Origin of the sequence: Streptomyces sp. NBC_00569, from assembly GCF_036345255.1 — a bacterium.
Taxonomy (GTDB): Bacteria; Actinomycetota; Actinomycetes; order Streptomycetales; family Streptomycetaceae; genus Streptomyces.
Window position 1 is genome coordinate 1,785,073 of sequence record NZ_CP107783.1, and the last position, 16,093, is coordinate 1,801,165.

At 67.5% G+C, this 16,093-nt stretch carries 16 protein-coding genes and 2 pseudogenes; 5 read left to right on the top strand and 13 right to left on the bottom strand.

Translation table 11 applies throughout. The annotated features are described in order from the left end of the window. Positions 1-106: 106 nt before the first annotated feature. From OHO83_RS08225 to OHO83_RS08245, 5 genes are all read right to left on the bottom strand, one after another. Positions 107-667: a YrhB domain-containing protein gene (locus tag OHO83_RS08225; RefSeq protein WP_330278999.1), complete on the bottom strand. Its 561-nt coding sequence runs from the start codon at positions 665-667 to the stop codon at positions 107-109. Between the two features lie 820 nt (positions 668-1,487). Continuing rightward, complete coding sequence (locus OHO83_RS08230) at positions 1,488-2,693, bottom strand: permease (RefSeq protein ID WP_330279000.1); 1,206 nt, start codon at positions 2,691-2,693, stop codon at positions 1,488-1,490. Between the two features lie 116 nt (positions 2,694-2,809). Continuing rightward, positions 2,810-3,736 (bottom strand): hypothetical protein, encoded by a 927-nt coding sequence (locus OHO83_RS08235; RefSeq protein WP_330279001.1) that lies wholly within the window; start codon positions 3,734-3,736, stop codon positions 2,810-2,812. 102 nt (positions 3,737-3,838) lie between these two features. Beyond that, on the bottom strand, positions 3,839-4,267 hold the full coding sequence (locus OHO83_RS08240; RefSeq protein WP_330279002.1) for a hypothetical protein: 429 nt from the start codon (positions 4,265-4,267) through the stop codon (positions 3,839-3,841). Positions 4,268-4,693: 426 nt separating this feature from the next. Continuing rightward, positions 4,694-5,128 carry an NUDIX domain-containing protein gene (locus tag OHO83_RS08245; RefSeq protein ID WP_330279003.1) on the bottom strand — a complete coding sequence of 145 codons (435 nt, stop codon included), beginning with the start codon at positions 5,126-5,128 and terminating at the stop codon, positions 4,694-4,696. Positions 5,129-5,234: 106 nt separating this feature from the next. Here OHO83_RS08245 and OHO83_RS08250 point away from each other — a divergent pair, with 106 nt between their 5' ends. Continuing rightward, positions 5,235-5,408 (top strand): hypothetical protein, encoded by a 174-nt coding sequence (locus tag OHO83_RS08250; RefSeq protein WP_330279004.1) that lies wholly within the window; start codon positions 5,235-5,237, stop codon positions 5,406-5,408. A gap of 186 nt (positions 5,409-5,594) precedes the next feature. Beyond that, on the top strand, positions 5,595-6,029 hold the full coding sequence (locus OHO83_RS08255) for a VOC family protein (RefSeq protein WP_330279005.1): 435 nt from the start codon (positions 5,595-5,597) through the stop codon (positions 6,027-6,029). 67 nt (positions 6,030-6,096) lie between these two features. Here the strand turns inward: OHO83_RS08255 and OHO83_RS08260 are convergent. From OHO83_RS08260 to OHO83_RS08280, 5 genes and pseudogenes are all read right to left on the bottom strand, one after another. Beyond that, positions 6,097-6,186, bottom strand: a pseudogene (locus OHO83_RS08260) (IS5/IS1182 family transposase); the annotation flags it as partial. A 299-nt stretch (positions 6,187-6,485) separates the two neighbouring features. Next, positions 6,486-8,687, bottom strand: coding sequence for a peptidoglycan recognition protein (locus tag OHO83_RS08265; protein ID WP_330279006.1), 2,202 nt, complete (start codon positions 8,685-8,687; stop codon positions 6,486-6,488). Positions 8,688-9,551: 864 nt separating this feature from the next. After that, on the bottom strand, positions 9,552-10,118 hold the full coding sequence (locus OHO83_RS08270) for a YcxB family protein (protein ID WP_330279007.1): 567 nt from the start codon (positions 10,116-10,118) through the stop codon (positions 9,552-9,554). A 93-nt stretch (positions 10,119-10,211) separates the two neighbouring features. Then, the gene (locus OHO83_RS08275) at positions 10,212-10,478 is read right to left on the bottom strand and encodes a hypothetical protein (protein ID WP_330279008.1); all 267 of its coding nucleotides are present in this window, start codon (positions 10,476-10,478) and stop codon (positions 10,212-10,214) included. Positions 10,479-10,605: 127 nt separating this feature from the next. After that, on the bottom strand, positions 10,606-11,013 hold the full coding sequence (locus OHO83_RS08280) for a PH domain-containing protein (protein ID WP_330279009.1): 408 nt from the start codon (positions 11,011-11,013) through the stop codon (positions 10,606-10,608). A 474-nt stretch (positions 11,014-11,487) separates the two neighbouring features. Between OHO83_RS08280 and OHO83_RS08285 the strand changes: the two are divergent. Beyond that, a pseudogene (locus OHO83_RS08285) lies at positions 11,488-11,626 on the top strand (arsenate reductase family protein); the annotation flags it as partial. Between the two features lie 34 nt (positions 11,627-11,660). On the opposite strand, the gene OHO83_RS08290 reads toward OHO83_RS08285, so the two are convergent. After that, on the bottom strand, positions 11,661-12,518 hold the full coding sequence (locus OHO83_RS08290; protein WP_330279010.1) for an alpha/beta fold hydrolase: 858 nt from the start codon (positions 12,516-12,518) through the stop codon (positions 11,661-11,663). Positions 12,519-12,581: 63 nt separating this feature from the next. On the opposite strand from OHO83_RS08290, the gene OHO83_RS08295 reads away from it, so the two are divergent. Both OHO83_RS08295 and OHO83_RS08300 read left to right on the top strand, forming a co-directional pair. Then, complete coding sequence (locus OHO83_RS08295; protein WP_443066032.1) at positions 12,582-13,088, top strand: MarR family transcriptional regulator; 507 nt, start codon at positions 12,582-12,584, stop codon at positions 13,086-13,088. A 127-nt stretch (positions 13,089-13,215) separates the two neighbouring features. Next, on the top strand, positions 13,216-13,614 hold the full coding sequence (locus OHO83_RS08300) for a hypothetical protein (RefSeq protein ID WP_330279011.1): 399 nt from the start codon (positions 13,216-13,218) through the stop codon (positions 13,612-13,614). Between the two features lie 17 nt (positions 13,615-13,631). Here OHO83_RS08300 and OHO83_RS08305 read toward each other — a convergent pair whose 3' ends face one another. Continuing rightward, positions 13,632-14,753, bottom strand: coding sequence for an IS630 family transposase (locus OHO83_RS08305; protein ID WP_330279012.1), 1,122 nt, complete (start codon positions 14,751-14,753; stop codon positions 13,632-13,634). Between the two features lie 105 nt (positions 14,754-14,858). After that, a protein-coding gene (locus OHO83_RS08310) for an IS5 family transposase (protein WP_405596638.1) occupies positions 14,859-15,709 on the bottom strand; the annotation gives its coding sequence in 2 pieces (ribosomal slippage) (positions 14,859-15,352 and positions 15,352-15,709; 852 coding nt in all). Between the last annotated feature and the right edge of the window lie 384 nt (positions 15,710-16,093).

Here is a 16,093-nt window from a genome sequence, read left to right on the forward strand (position 1 = left end):
CCACACCTCAGTGGCCGTGGCCGCTCATCAGTACTGTCGGGTCCGAGAACCTGCCTGGCCGAACGGGCTGCCGAATGGAGAAATCAACCGCTGTGAGCCGGCTTTGCTAGTCGACCTTTCCTTGACGAATGGTCTTCACAGCGAGCACCGGGTTCATGGGTTCGACGAGTTGTTCAACGGCGACAGCCACGAGGTGGGCTGGGGCGTCGGCGTGCAGCAACGCACTCACGTACTCGAGGGCCTGCGCTGGAGAGAGCATCGGCAGCCTCTGGCGCAGGATGCGCGCCGCGCTCATGCGTCCACGTCCTGCGGCGGTTTCGCGTATCTCATCGTGTAGATCGTCCACAGGAGTACGGATGACGAGCCCACGGATGCGAACGCGATAGTCAGCCTCCCAGTCTCCGCCATGCTCGGAGAGAGCCCCGATTTCATGCAGTCCTCCGTCAATGCGGTCGACCAGGTACGGGCCGTGACCGATCAGCATGGTGGCGGGGTTGCGGGTGCGCGCGAATTCATCGGACTGCCAGTAGACCTTCCAGACCAGCTCGTGCTCCTCTACGTGGAGAACTGTTGTGCGTATCGGGTCCACGCCCAGAGCCGCCCATTTGCGGTTCTCGCGCTCCAGCTCTTCCTCCACGATACGAACTGCGGTCTCTCGCTCGATCACGCGTTCAGCATGCCCTGTGGATCAGACGCCAGCCAGCAAGTTTCTGGTCCGACAGTCACGGCTCCGGTTCGTTGCGCCAGCGGCTTGCTGGTTGGCTCGGGTGGGGCGACATCGTAGAGGCGTCGGTCATGGTGAGGGCTCATAGGACGTTGGCGCGGCGGCGGGCGATGGCGATCACAGCCTGGGTATGACGTTCCCCTCGGCTCGTTTGCGGTCATAGAAGGTCCGGGAGTCGGGTTCATACGGGACTTGGTCAGAGGGATGTGCAGAAGACGCGCAGTTCGTGACAACCGTCTGCCGGGTGGTGCCTGCCGCGACCCCCACCACAGCCCCGTCGACAGGGGCATGCACTCCTGTGCGCCGCTGTCACAGTCGGGGCTTCCACGCTGACATCTGTCTGCACAGCGAGATCGGCAGGATGACAGCGGAGTTGGGCAAGGCGACGGTGCTGATCCCTACGGGCCGCCCTCTGGGATGCTCTCGCGCGGCCACGTAGGGGTGCAGTTGTTGAAGGTGAGTTCGAGTGTTTCGTCAGCCTGGCCCGATTGCCCTGCCGTCAGGACCGGACGGGTCCAGCTCGAAGCACGCGCGGATGAACTGTGCGGTCTCGGCCGTCCGGTGGCGCCGGACGGCGGCCAGGTCCTGAGCAAAGGCCCGGAAGACATCCGCGGTGCCGGTCGGCAGGATCGTTTGCAGTCCGGGCTGGGCAAGAGACGCGCGGCAGTGTGGCAGTCACAGCACTAATCCAGCACGTCGACGGCGGGCCACAGATCAGCCCGTGGGCAGAATCGGCGCTCCGCTCACGGGCGGAGGCCGCCGTTCAGTGGTGGTGCCCGTCGTGCCTGTCCCCTGCTTGTTGCCCTTGCTGTACCTGGCCGGTGTGATCGTGACCGGTGTCAGGTGAGCCGCCCATCATGCGGAGCATGGACAGCCCGCCGGTGCGCAAGAAGCGCACCAGGAGCACCGCGGCCAGCAGAAGGAAGGCGATGTTGAGCCAGGTGGTGTAGTTCCACCTCACGCCCCCCGTAGGGATCTCCGCGTCGGCCCGGTCGGGGATCAGGCCGAGCCCGCCGAAGGCGAATTCGACGATGTACCCGGCGATGACCATCGCGAGGTAGAACGTGCCGAGCAGGAAGGCGGCCATCTTCGCGCCGTAGTACTTCCGGTAGATGTTGAGGATCGGCAGGATCAGCAGGTCGGCGAAGATGAACGCCACCACGCCACCGAAGCTGATGCCGCCCTTCCACAGCACCACCGCCAGCGGCACGTTGCCGATGGAACACACGAATGAGGCGATCGCTACGAGCGGGCCGACGATCGGGCCCCACAACTTGGCAGCGAGAGGGTGGCCGTCGAAGAAGAAGGTGCGCCAGAAAGAGTCGGGAACCCAGGCGGCGATCGCGCCGGCGATGAGCAGGCCGACGATCAGGTCGCGCAGGATCGCCGCCCACTCCATGACGAAGACGTGCGAGGTCGAGGTGAAACCCTCGCGGGAGAACAGGCGTCGGGCGAAGGAGCCCTCACGGTGAACGGACATGTCCATCGCGGCGTGACCCTCCATCGAGCCGGCTAGTCCGCGTTCAGCCTGCTCGCGGGCGGCGCGCAGGAGTTTGTCACGCAGGGTGAGCCGGAAAAGGACCGCCAACAGGATGATCATAATCGGGCCGCCGACGAATTCGGCGGCGGTGAACTGCCAGCCCATCAGCAGGGCCAGGATCACGCCGAGTTCGATGACCAGGTTGGTGGAGGCGATCTCGAAGGCCATCGCGGCGGTGAAGTTCGCGCCCTTGCGGAACAGCGAGCGGGCCAGCGCGACCGCCGCGTACGAGCAGGATGAGGACGCCGCGCCCAGGCCGGCGGCGACGGCGAGCGTGCGGGGCCGGTCATCGCCCAGGAGTGAGACCACGGTGGACTTGCGGACCACGGCTTGGACGATGGCGGACAAGGCGAAGCCCAGGATCAGGGCCCAGGTGATCTCCCAGGTCATGGACCCGGCAATCGACAGTGCGTGCAGTACGGCGTGCATCTGTGAAGCCTTCCTCCACAAGGTACGGCCCGCGATCCCAGACACTCTCTCTTTGGCTGCGCGTCCGTCGAACCGGGGTGCGGGGCACCGCCGTGTGGGCGGCGCCCCGCCGGGGTTCAGCCGACGCGCAGGGTCAGGGCGGCGGTGTGGAGCTTGCCGCCGGTCTGGAACTGCAGGAACAGCCGCCAGTTGCCGGAGGTGGGCAGCTCGGCGTGGAAGGACAGGTCCGGGCCGCCGTTGTCGCCGCTCACCTTGGTGGTCGGGTGGAGGTGGGCGAACATGGCGTCGCCTTCATGGAAGGCCGTCAGGTGGGCGTAGGTGTCCAGGTAGGGCTCAAGGTCGGTGACGGGCTTCCCGGCCTTGGCGATCGAGACCGTCAGCGGGTGCGCCATGCCCGCCATGGGCTCGCCCCTGACGGTGACGGTGTACCCGTCGGCCTGCGTGCTGGTGGCCGGTGCGGGCAGCGGGGTCTTCACGGCGTTGCCGGACACCGCGACGGTGCGCGAGAGCACGAAATCGTCGCCCTTGCCCGTGCCGGTGTTCGGAGTGAAGGAGGCGAACATGCGCCAGGAGCCCGGGGTGAGGGTGGACAGGTCCGCACTCCAGGTTCCGTCGGCGGCCATGGTCGGGTGGACGTGCTGGAATCCGGTGAGGTCGGAGCGGATCGCGTAGAAGTGCATCCGCTTGGTCTGGTCGACCGCGAAGTCGGTGAGCGGCTTGCCGTCCGGGCCGGTCACCGTGAACCGGTACGCGGCCTGTTCGCCTGACAGCAGCGTGGTGTCCTTCGACGCGAGGCGGTAGCCGCCCTGGCCGGCGGACAGGCCGTTGCCGGAAGCCATGTGGTCCATGCCGGGCATGTCACCCGTCGAGGGCGTCGCGCTGGACGAGGACGAGGCGGAGGACCTACTGCCGTGGTCCGTACTCGGCATGGACGAGGAGTCGCTGGAGGAACTGCAGGCGGCCAGGGTCAACGCGAGAACGGTCGTCACACCGGCCGCGGCGATCGTGCTGCGGCGCGCAAATAGACGGGAAGAGGAGATCATCGAAGGGGTCTTTCCAGGTGGGCGCACCACACCGGTGGCGCGCGGAGAGGGACAGGGCGCGGTGCCGGTCCCGGCCGGTGGCCGGGTTTCGGCGCGTGCCTGTCACGTCCGCGCGATGCACACCTGGAGCAGGAGATCTCTTCCGCCGGTCGGCGGCCCGCGCAGCCCGCTCCCGCCCAGTGCCCGCAGCCAGGCCGGCGTCCATGCGCCCGCAATCGTGACGGCGGCCACGGCGAGGAGGCCGGGCGCCGCCACGGGGATCCGCTCATGGACCGGAATCGCCACGCACAGCGCCCCTGACATCACGGCGGCCTGGACGGCCGGGCCTGGATGATGCGTGGCGGGCGCGTGAGCCATAGTCATCGAGGAGCCGTCGTGACCGACGGACACGGGCGCGGGTGCAGGCATCGAGCCGTGGCAGCCCTCGGCGGCACTCGCCGGGGAGCCGTGCATGAGGAACAGGCCGAACAGCACCGCGCACACCGTCAGCAGCCGGGCGATCCCCCGCCTGCCTACGTGTCCGCTGCTCACGTCCCGTCCCCTCTCTTCCCTCGCCGTTCGGCGCGCCGAACGGCGATCGCCACCTCACCATACCGGGGCGGGGTATCAACCGCCTCAGGTGCATCAAGTCCGCAGCCAAGGACCTGGCGGTGTGACACCCGCCAAACGGGCAATGGGGTGATCTCGAAATCCTGGTGGCCGGACCAGTAACCAGACGGAGCCCCCTCCCCAAAAAGGGCAACTGGCAGGCTGCTTGTCACCTGGTCCGCCGCTCGTTAACGGCACGACGGCCATGGCCTCAGCGTGACTGAGGGACTTGCATCTTGGGCGGGCAGGCTCGAAAGTGCGGTGGGTTCGTCAACGGCATCAAGATGCTCAAGCGGCAGATGTTCGGCCGCGCCGGCTTCGCCCTCCTGCGAAAGCGAGTCCTGCTCGCACCGTGACAGGGCTGTCTGTTCATAGACCGAGCCGTACTGGTCCGGCTGGAACACCAGAGGTGATCAGTTCCGTCAAAAGCGACGCAAGGTCGCGCGGGGAGAACAGATCGGCACCGGCATAAGCATCAACCTCCTCAGGTTGCCACCACTTCAGACCGCTGATGTTCTCCGCGGCAAGTTGGTCGTCGGTCAGAGTCCCGCGCGGACTGAAATTGACAGTGCGTACGAGGAAGTAGTCGTTGATGACCCCGTCGTAGCCTTCGGCATGATCAGGCGCCACGACTTCCTGGTGCCAGACATGCGGCGGATCGGCCCTTACGACAAGACCAACCTCTTCACGCAGTTCACGGCGGAGAGCGGCAAATGGCGTCTCGCCCGGCTCGATTCCTTCGCCGGGAGCTGCCCACGACACGGGCGATAGATCGAACAGGTTGGCGGACGCCCAATAGCTCACCGTCGCCGACCACACAAGTTGGACCAGAGCCAAAACTCGTGAACATTTATCGCCACAGAGATCGCTGAACGCTGCTCAAACTGGCCGACAAACACTGTCGCTGAAGGTGAACGAAACCACCTGGTGGACCGTGACCGGGAACGACATCACCCGCGCGCTGGAGGTGCACGGGAATCCGTGGGACCCGCACCGGCCATGGCTGGAGGAGTGGGAGCGGCTAGATGAGGCAGCGAAGGTTTTCGTCCCGCTAAGGGACGTACCGCAACTGGTCCTGGCATGAAGGTCGGTTGTCAGGACTGGATCCCGGGGACACTGGGGCGATCCGTCGCCACGGTCGCGTCGTTCTCGCGGAAGGTCCGGTTTGGTCACTTGGTGTCCACGGGAGACCCAGCGCGCGACGGGTGACGGGCGGATCCTCCTTGGGAGATGAGACACAGGGGCCCCTTGTACGCGGTACGGTGCGCCGATGTCAGCGATCAAGAAGTTCCAAGTCACCTTTGACTGCGAAGAACCTGAGCGACTCGCTCGCTTCTGGTGTGAAGTGTTGGGGTACGTCATACCGTCGCCACCGGAGGGGTACGCCACTTGGGACGATTTCAACCGCACCCTGCCTCCTGAGAAGCAGGGATCATGGTGCGCCTGCAGTGATCCGTCAGGCGTGGGCCCACGCCTGTACTTCCAGCGCGTCCCCGAAGGCAAGATCGTCAAGAATCGGGTACATCTCGACGTGCGGGTCGGCACCGGGCTGGTGGGGGACGAGCGCCTCGCCACGCTCGAAGCCGAGTGCGCACGACTGGTCGCGCTCGGCGCCACCCACGTGCAAACGCTGTATGCCGATGAGGAAAACGAGTCGTGCATCCCCATGCTGGACATCGAGGGAAACGAATTCTGTATCGACTGAGCATTCCGAGCCGAGGAGGTGGGGGTGCCGTCTCCCTGGGACTTTCTGGTCGCGTATGGGGCGGGAGTTACCCCGTGAGGGCGAGGTTGTGGAGCCGGGCAATTCCGAGCATGGCGGTGTGAACGCCTTCGCCTTTCAGACGGCAGTCACGAAGGACAAGCCCCTGGCCGACGGGCCCGGGTTGCTGCTTCCCAAGCACCTGGACGACGAGCGCGCCTGCCCGGGCTGGTGCCTGGCGCAGTGTTCCGCCGGCCCTGGCCAACGCCGTCCACGGGGGCGGGACTCTGGACGACGGCGTGATCCGCTGCCGCCTGAGCCGTGCACAGGTCGGTTCGGACCTGTGCACAGCTCAGGTATCTGTTGCTTCCCGTGCCGGCGTGCAAACGGCAGCGGTCTTCACGATCAGGTGGATCTGGTCGGATCGTGAAGGCCGCTGCCTTGGTGCAGTGCGGGGTGTTACTTGATGTAGACGAGTCCGTCCGTCGTGATCGTCGGACGACCACTCGTGCCGACCACCACGATCTTCACGGTGTGCTTGGCGCTGCTGGACCACGACTTGGTCCAAATGGCCTGGCGGTAAAGGGTGCTGGACGACTTCAGGTCGACCGTACTGACCTTGACTCCGTCGACGTATACGTAGGCCTGCCCGGAGCTCGACGCCCGCGATGCCACCCACGAGGCGGAGCGGCCTGTGAACGTCCAGGTGAGGCTCGCGGCCTTGGAACCGCTGGAGTACGACTTGCCGCCGAGGTAGCTCGTGGAGGAACGGGACGTCCAGGTACCGGACTTGGTGGCCGACGTCTCCTGAAGGATCATCGGGGTGAAGGAGGCGGACGATGTACGGGTGTTGCCCGCGTAGTCGTAGGCCTTCATCGACCAGGTGCTCGCGGTGCCGGATGCGGCGGTGCGGCTGGAGCTTGCCGTCGTCGGGCCGAAGGTGGCCGTCGTCGGGGTCAGCAGGCTCACGGACTTCAGCACGGTGTTGTCGGTCGCCTTCCAGCCGAGGGTGACCGGCACGGCGCTGGTGTTGACGGTGCCCGTGCGCAGGGAGAGCTTCGGTGCGGTGGTGAAGGTCGGTGCCGTCGTCTCCGCCACGACGTTCAGCGCCGGGGTCGTCGTGGTCTTGCCTGACTGGTGCACAGCCCGCACGGCGACGGTGTGGGTGCCCAGGGCCAGGGTGGTGCCCACGGACGTGGCCGTACCGGATGCGGTGGCGACAGCCTTGCCGTCCACCAGCAGCTCGAACTTGGAGATCAGCGAACCGGGCGTCGTCGTCGACCACTTCGCCGTGATGGCGCCCTTGGTGTAGTACGTCGAACCGGACTGGCCGGCGCCGGACAGCGAGGTGACCTTCAGGTCCTGCACCGGGCCGGACGCCCAGGCGCGGATCGTCGGCAACTGGCCGTAGAGGGAGCTACCGGGGCACTGGGTGTTGTAGCCGTCGCGGTGGGCGGAGATCCGGTTGAACGTGTACTGGCTGCCGGCGGTGAAGCTGGTGCCGAAGTAGTTCGTCTGCGTCGCGCCGGCGGTGAGTTTCACGGTGGAGACGGGGTCGGCGTTGTACTGGCCGAGCTTCCAGGCCGCGATACGGGCGACAGAGGCCAGCGCCGCGTTGGTGGCGCCGGTGGAGGTGTGGTCGCCGAGCACCGCGATGCCTGCGGACTCCCGGTTCCACCCGTAGGTGTGCGCGCCGAGCACCGGCCGGTCGACGCCGCCCTTGCGGCCTTCGAAGATCGTGCCGCACTTGTCGACCAGGAAGTTGTAGCCGATGTCGTTCCAGCCGTTGGTCTGGGTGTGGTAGGCGTAGATGCCTCGCACGATCGACGCGGAGTCGGCGCAGGAGTAGTCGTTCGTCCCGTCACTGTGGTGGACGAAGACGGCCTTCACATCGGGGTTGTACTCGGACGGGTCCGGGCTGAGCGACTCGTCTGCGCCCCATCCGGCCCGCGAGGTGATCGGCGGCTCGGGCACGGTGGACGGGGGCGCCGTCGGGATGGTGGCTGACGGGCTCGCGGACGCGCTCGGGGCGGAGGAAGGGGACGCGGGCGCGGACGGGGCGGCTGAGTCGCTCGGGGACGCGGAGTCGGTGGGCGTGACCGAGTCGGTGGGTGAAGCGCTGTCGCTGACGGCCGGCGCGACGTACGCGGCAGGCTTGGCCTTCATTTCGGCGGTGGTTGCCACGCCGGGGTCGACCAGGTTGACCTGGAGGCCCTTGGGCAGGCCCGCGTTGGTGGAGCCGTTCTTGCGGACGACCTGGACCTGGACGCCGTCGGAGGGGCCGACCCACAGCGGCTCGGACGCGCCGCGCGTCTCGGCTCCGGCCTCGGGACTCTCCAACGGGTCGACGTTCGCTTCGAGGTCCTTCCAGGCAGTCCACGCGCCGGTCTCGAGGCTGCGGGTGCGCACCTGGGCGCTGCCGTGCAGCCGCTTGGTCGCCCCGGTCCAGGAGACGCCGAGCATCGAGAACTGCTTGGTCTGCGTGCCTGGCAGCTCACGCTTGCCGCTCGTGGTGCCCTTCAGCGCGAGGTCGTAGACCTTCACCGGCCGCTTGGCCCGGCCTGCTTCTGGATCCTGGGAAGGGGTGGCCACGGCGTAGGTGACCAGGCCCCCGCCCCCCAGCACTACCGCGCCGAGCGTGATCCACGCCCGTCGTTTCAAGCTCAGTGGTCTGTATGCACGCGAGGTACGACGATTCAAGACGATCCACCCCAATAGACGGCCGCGAAGGGCCACTTGCGAAAGTCACGTGAGACACATCCGTCACGGGATGGCTCACTCAGAGAGCGCGGCCGAGCCGGTAAACGTCACTCTCCATTGGGTGGGGTGACGGAGATCACTTGGCGTGATGTCGGGGGGCTATCCTGGGAGTTGGTCAGCTCATGACGACCAGCGCGTAGGAGTCGCTAGAAGTTCGTGAGGAGTTCACCCACTGCGTTGTACCTGGCCAACTTTGATGAGGATCGGCCCGCAGAATACAAGGACGTCGAATCCGACGATGCGGACCTCCCGAGGTGGGCTTGGCAGGATTCGGGATAGAGGAGCCCCCGAACCACGTAGGCCACACCCACCAGCAGTGACCCGAGCCCGTAGAACGAGGGCCGGGTGACTCAACTCCAGGGCAGCGTCCGGCCTGTGCGCATCGACGCCGCGCCTGCGCTGATGCGTGCCGAACCTCCCAGCACGCCGCTTCTGACGAATTAATGGGCCCCCTCCCGCTCCGTCCTGAGCACCCGGATGCCACTTCGTCTCGCGCGGCCACTGCACAGGCGACAATCCAAGGCTCCCAAGGCAAAAGCCAGCCCTTTCACAGCGCATGCTTTCGCCAAGGTGCGCCGGCAGCCGAGCGTGGGACACATCAGCCGCCGTGACCGCGAAAACACCGTATTCACCAGCTCGTTGACATCTCGCACACGAGGTCAACGAGCCCCGTAGCTCCGCTCTCACCGAATGGGAAGCCGGGCCGTGAACTGGCCGCAAGCCTCGAGGGTCAGGCCTGTCCGTGGGTGGTGCCTTTCCAGTCCGTCACACGCGAGAGGTGTGTTGGTCCAGGATGGCCCGCAGCCGGTCGAGGCCCTCATCTTCACGCACACCCCGTTTGGGAAGGACACTGAGCCACGTGATGCTGGGGTCCCGGCTGAGCAGGACGAAGTGACCTGCCGTCTCCCGGTAGCCCTGGAAGAAAGACCACTTCTGGCTCAAAGTGCTGTGGTCGGTACGGCAGCTGATCCCGACCGGCGAAACGGTGACGCGGTACTCACCCTGCCACCCGACGACCCGCTGCACTTGCGCGGCCTGCAGCCGCGGATACCCCCACACCAGCAGGACGACGAACAAGAACAGGACCGTCGAGACCACGTCGATACTTCCGCGGCCCACGGTGGAGAGCAGCCACTGCCCCACCCACAGTGCAAGGAACACACCGCGCAGCAGTAGCCCGGTCCGCTTGATCCGCTCACGGACCCGCAGGCCGACCAGTGCGTCGGCAGACTCGGGCCGGTACGCCAACTGGACCGCGCTCTGTTCGTCCACGACACCGTCATAGGTTCCGGCGCTGTTGTTGGTGCCTTCGGCGCCGCCACTCTCGGCCATCGTCCCTCCCCAGTACGAAGAATTGCGGATCCTACCGAACTTCAATGCCGAGTCGGACGGCCGCCGTTGCGCACGGTCCCGCGAGCCTCGGAATCAGGCTCCACAGCGCGTTGCGCGCCCTGATCCCCAGGCTGCGGTGTGGGCGCCCGTGTCGCGCCGTGACATGGCCAGGTAGCCGAAGAATCTGGTGATCGCGACGGTCCACGCGAGGGTGACCGGCGACAGGCCGAGGCCGAGGCCGAGGCCGCCGCGGGTTATCCAGTCTGCGACGGAAGTTCCGAGGGAGCGGGTGATGACGTACGCGATCCCAAGCGCGGTCATCGCGCTCAGGGCGCCGAAGCGGTGGGCGAGGGCGGGCACGCAGTTGCCGACTGCGAAGAGGACGACCGACCCAGGTAACCGAAGCCGACGGTGGCGGCGAGGTCACCCGCGGCGGTGCCGAGGCGAGAATCGCCGTCGTGCACCACTGGAGCTGCACGCACGGTCGTCAGTGTGCGGAGGGGGTGTAACGGCGGCGTACTGCGCGCAGTTTGCGCAGCTCGCCCTCGAAGGTGATCGCGTCCACGGCACCGAACCACGGCACCGGAAGCCGGACGGCCTCGCCACTGCGCAGGGTGGCCTCGACACGGACGTTCGGGGTCTTCTGGCGCTTGTCGTTGGGCATCACCTGTATTTCCTGCAGGCGTACGATCTCGTCCCACTCCAGCCTGTGCCAGCGCAGCACGGTGCGGTAGCGCAGCCCGTCCGGACCCGCCTCCACGCGGCGCAAGAGGAACCCGAAGGCCGAGAAGAGGGCCCCCGCGCCGACGCACGCGGAGGCGGCCGCCCATTGGTTGGCGTCCGGTCCCCCCAGAGCGGCCGCGCCCCCCATTGCGATGGCGGCCAGCGCAGCCACTGCGGTCCACCACCGTGCGGACGTCCCTCCGTAGCGGAGAGTCAACTCATCATCTGTTGCCACCTGCGTGATCCTGCCACCGGCCTGCTGCCGTGCGTAGCTCCCCGCAGGACGTAGTTTGATGATCACGCTCACACCCCGTGCGTTGCTGCTCAGATCTGAGCGGCAACAGCAGCGAGGGGTGGCCCCGGTCTTAAGACTGCTCAGACTTCCCCGGCCACCCACAGATCACGGCGCCCCTGCCGACCCACTGCCGCGCCTCGAGCACGAGAACCGTGGCGCTGGTCCGACGGCTGCGGCGCTCAACAGGTGTGACACAGCACGATAGTTGGCCCGCCGTGCAGTCCAGTTGACCCCTCAAAGGGCGCTGCTCGGCGCACAGCCCCTTTGAGCTGCGAGAACGTGGCGCAGTCGGCGTGAGTGAGGCCCGGGAGACCGATCTGCGGGAGCTGCCGGGCGAGGAGACCGAGGAGGCGCGCCCGCTGGACCGCCCACCTGGCCGCGCACTCGAAGCTGGTTCAGCGCCCGCCCGATCATCACAGTCGAGGACGGCACGGCCGTGGTCGCCCGTTTCGATGAGGCCGTCCGCGACGCCCGGTCGCGCAAGGCCTGACTACCAGGGCGCCATCCTCACCGGGCGCGGCCAGCTAGGTCCAGGCGTCCAGCCGCCGGGCGATCTGGTCGGCCGCGGCCAGCGGGAACGCGTGGTGTGAGACCCCCGGCAGGACCTCGGTCCGCGCTCCCGGGAGCACCTCGGCGACGGCCCGGGAGACGCGGCCGGGGTCGTGGCAGCGGGCGCGCCCTGCCAGCAGCACGCGCACCGGCAGCTCCCGCAGTGGGGCCGGGTCCGGCCGCGGCCCGGTGACCGGGCGGACGGCCGGGAAGCCGGCGCTCTCCTCCTGGAGCCGCAGCCAGGCCGTGTCGAGGGCCACTCCCCCGCTCTCCCAGGCGAGGAAGGAGCGGATCCGTCCCGGGGTGGGCCGCGCCAGCATCGGCAGTGCGCGCAGGACGTAGCCGGGGCTGAGGCCGGTGAAGACCTGGGTCGGGTCGAGCAGGACAAGGCCGGCGACGCGCTCCGCCCGCTGGGCCGCGTAGTGGGCGGTGATCCAGGCCCCGTAGGAGTGCCCGCCGAGCAGCACCGGACCCGCGTCGGGGCCCGCGGAACCGATCCCGTCGAGGACCGCGTCCAGCCAGCCGGCGAGGTCGTCGACGGAGCCGGCCGGACGCCCGGGTTGAGGCACGCTGAACCCCGGATCCCCCATCAGATCGACGCCGTGCACCCGGTAACGGCGGGCGAGCCCGGCCGCGGCGCAGGCGCCCCACACCGTGGAGGTGGCCCCGCCGCCCGGAAGCAGGACGAGCGGCGGCGCCGTGGCCGGGCCGCAGCTGTTGACCCGGGTGACCCCGTAGGGCGTCGGCAGGTCGGCGCGGTCGACCGGTCCGGGCCACCGGCTGAGGACCTCGTCGTAGGCGGTGCGGAAGGAACCGGGCACGATCACGGACATGTTGACCCCATTATCTCGCCTGGCGATAATCTCGCTCAGCGAGAGATCGTAGGCGGAGGCGATGTGGACGACAACCAGGACGACGGCCATGGCAGGGCCGACCGGAGCGGCCGCGGGCCGCACGAGCCGGACAGCCTGCGGCTGGTGCACCTGTTGCGCGCCGTGACCGTCGAGTTCGGCCTGCGCCAGGCCGAGTTCGCCGCCCGCAACGCCATGCACAGCACCGACGTACGGGCGTTGATCTGCCTCCTCGACGCCGTCCGGGCCGGCGAGCCGGCCACCGCCGGCCTGCTCGGCGCCCGCCTCGGCCTCAACTCGGCCGGCACCACCGCCGTGATCGACCGGCTGGAGCGGCTCGGACACGTGGCCCGGGTCCGCGACGACCGCGACCGGCGCCGTGTCCTGCTGCGCGTCGAGCCGGAGGCGATCCGTCTGGGCCAGGAGTTCTTCGGCCCCGTCATCGACGGGCTGCTGGGCGTGCTGGACTCCTTCGACCCCGCCGAACGGGAGACCGTGCGGCGCTTCCTGACGGCTGCCCACGCCGTCCTCAGTCCGGAGCAGGACCGATGACCGCTCCCTAGTGCTCTGACCGGGAAGGTTCGCCGGGTTGCTGGGAGGGTGGATGACGTACGACGACTTCCGACGGAGATCCGACTTATAGGATCTTGAGCCCAGGCATGGATGTCGGAGGGCAACGATGGAAGAACCGCGGATACGCCTCGGCAACGATGACGTGTGGCTGGAACTGGCTCGGACCCGTGCAGACAGCTGGCAGATCACGGCAGATTGGTCCTCCTGGCTGACAGCTGACTTCACCGCGGATCTCAGCGCTGCGGAGGTCGTGGACTTCGCGGCCCGCATGGTCTCTCACCTGCGCTCGTCGGCGGGTGGACGCTTTTCGGCGGCGGTGACTCCCGGTCGGAACAATCCGCTGACGTTGAAGGCGGAGCCCGTCGGGGACGGTTTCGCCTTTTTCGTGCGCCTGACTCCCAATGGCGACGACGACGTGTGTCATTTGCAGATGGAGATCGATCCGATCGCCACGTTGGAACTTCGCGAGACGTTCAGTGCGCTGCACGGGGCGCTGGTGGTCTGACCCCCGAGGCCTCTTGGTCAGGCTGCCGTCGTGAGTGGGCGTCCGCCCCAGCGGATGCCCTTCTCGCTTCGGATGCGGGCGCGTTCCTTGCGTTCGGCGGCAAGGACGTCGTGGTGGCGGGCGTTCGCGTTGCGCCAGCGCAGGTAGGCGTGCAGGGCTCGGGTCTGCACGGGGTGGTTGGGATAGTTCGAGTTGGCGATGGTGAACTGTCTCAACGGTCCGAAGTGCGCCTCGATCGGGTTTGCCCACGAGGCGTAGGTCGGGGTGAAGCACAACTCGACCTTGTGCTTCTTCGCCCAGCGCCGGATGTCGGCGCCCTTGTGGGCGGACAAGTTGTCCATGATCAGGTAGATCGGGGCGCCGTCGGGCCGGGCGGCGCGGATCGACTTCAGCGCGGCCAGCGTGTTCGCGGCACCTTTCCTGCGGCGGTTGACGCCCCACAGGCGGTCGTCACCGACCGAGTAGCAGCCGTGGAAGTACCGGACTCCGTGAGTGCGGTGGTAGGTGGCCGGCACCCGGTCGGGACGTTTCCGTTCGGCCCAACCCGAGCCTGCGGTGGGCCGGATTCCGAGTGGTCCGAACTCATCGAAGGCGAACACTCGGTCGGGGAAACGGTCCAGGACCTCCTCGATCCGGTCCAGCTTCGCTTCACGGTCCGGGTCGGGGGATTCCTTCCCCGTCTTGGTGCGCTGGAAGGTGACACCGCGGCGGGCGAGCAGGCTGCGTAACGCCTCTCGGCCGATGCGGATCATCCGACCGTGCTTTTTCCGCAGGTAGGCGACGAGTTTGCGCAGTGACCACCGGGTGAACGGCTGGCCGAGCTTGGCGGGGCGGGTGGTGGCCGTCTGCACGACGAAGTCCTCGTCGTCAGAGCTGAGTAGGCGGGGACGGCCTCCCGCCCACCGAGGGTCCAGACAGGCCAGGCCGATCTCGTTGAACCGGTGGATCACATCGCGCACGGTGTCCTCGTCGGCCTGCACCAACTGGGCAATCACTGGCACCCGGTTGCCGCCGGCAGAGGCCAGCAGCATCATCGCCCGCCGGTAGCGCACCGAACTCGTGCTGCCCCGGCGCACGATCTGCTGCAGCCGCTGCCCCTCCTGGTCAGTCAGTCTGCGCACACGGACAGGCTCAGCCACCGCGCCTCCAGCGGTCGGAACGGACGTCACCGCACATCCAACCGCCACGACCACCAACCCGGCGAACATAGGCGGTCAGAGCACTAGAGCCTGTCTTCAAAGGAGTCAGATCCACATCAGGAGTGATGCGATGGTGAGGGCTGCCTCATACGATTCACGGGTCTTGTCGTAGCGGGTGGCGATGGCCCGGTACTGCTTCAACGCGTTGAAGCAACGCTCGACGACGTTGCGCTGTTTGTAGCGTTCCTTGTCGAAGGCAGGTGGTCTACCGCCGTTGCTGCCGCGTCGGCGGCGGTTGACCTGCTGGTCCGAACGTTCGGGAATGGTGTGCGGGATTCCGTGTTTCCGCAGGTAGCTGCGTATGTGTCGCGTGCTGTATCCCTTGTCGCCCAGGAGATGTTCGGGCCGAGTACGCGGTCGTCCCGGTCCCGTGCGCCGGACTTTGATCCGCGCGAGTACTTGCTCGAACTGGGTGCAATCGTTGACGTTGCCACCCGTGACGAGGAAGCCGAGCGGGCGTCCGCGGCCGTCGCAGGCGAGGTGGATTTTCGTGGTCAGTCCGCCACGGGATCGTCCGAGGGCGTGAGAGTGTGCCGATTCCGCTGGGGCCGCCCTTTTTTACGAGCACCTGCCGCGTGTTGGTGAGCGCGGGCAATCGTGGAATCCACCGACACCAGCCAGTCGATGTCCCCGACTGCATCCTTGCGGGCCTGGGCCGCCTCCAGCATCCGCGAGAAGGTCCCATCCAACGCCCACCTGCGGAAACGCGTGTACAGCGTCCGCCAGGACCCATACCTCTCGGGCACATCACGCCAGGCCGAACCGGTCCGCAGCTTCCATACGATCCCGTTCAGCACCACCCGGTCATCCCGCCGAGGCCGCCCCGTCTCCGCCCTCGGAAGCAGCCTCGACAGCACATCCCACTCCTCATCCGAGAGCTCATGCCGCCGCACCATGCACTACATGATGCCCCATCAACTCCCTTTGAAGACAGGCCCTAGGGGCCACCCGCACGGGCGCAGGACCGTGACCCTCTGGGCCGGTGTGCGCTTGGGCGGCGCCACGCCCGGAGTCGGTGACCGGCCGGTCCCTCGGTCCGCTGCCGATCCGATTCTGAGAATCGGAGTTGTCCATCGCCGCCCTGTCTCAGACAAGTGTGGGCAGGCCGAGGCCGCGACCTGCAGTGCCCAGGTTTCCTGAAACGCTCTAGCCCGGAATGTCCCGTTCCAGGGTGGGCAGTTCGAGGTATGCCCAGGCGCCCTTGTATGGGGAGAGCCATGGAAAGGGGGGCGGCTCACGGTGACACGACAGCTGGTCGCTCTGCGCCACACAGAGGGCTA

Bases quoted from the DNA above. Each gene is read 5' to 3' on its own strand.
- OHO83_RS08230 (WP_330279000.1), bottom strand. From the start codon at position 2,693: ATGCACGCCGTACTGCACGCACTGTCGATTGCCGGGTCCATGACCTGG.
- OHO83_RS08235 (WP_330279001.1), bottom strand. From the start codon at position 3,736: ATGATCTCCTCTTCCCGTCTATTTGCGCGCCGCAGCACGATCGCCGCG.
- OHO83_RS08255 (WP_330279005.1), top strand. From the start codon at position 5,595: ATGTCAGCGATCAAGAAGTTCCAAGTCACCTTTGACTGCGAAGAACCT.
- OHO83_RS08270 (WP_330279007.1), bottom strand. From the start codon at position 10,118: ATGGCCGAGAGTGGCGGCGCCGAAGGCACCAACAACAGCGCCGGAACC.
- OHO83_RS08290 (WP_330279010.1), bottom strand. From the start codon at position 12,518: ATGTCCGTGATCGTGCCCGGTTCCTTCCGCACCGCCTACGACGAGGTC.
- OHO83_RS08300 (WP_330279011.1), top strand. From the start codon at position 13,216: ATGGAAGAACCGCGGATACGCCTCGGCAACGATGACGTGTGGCTGGAA.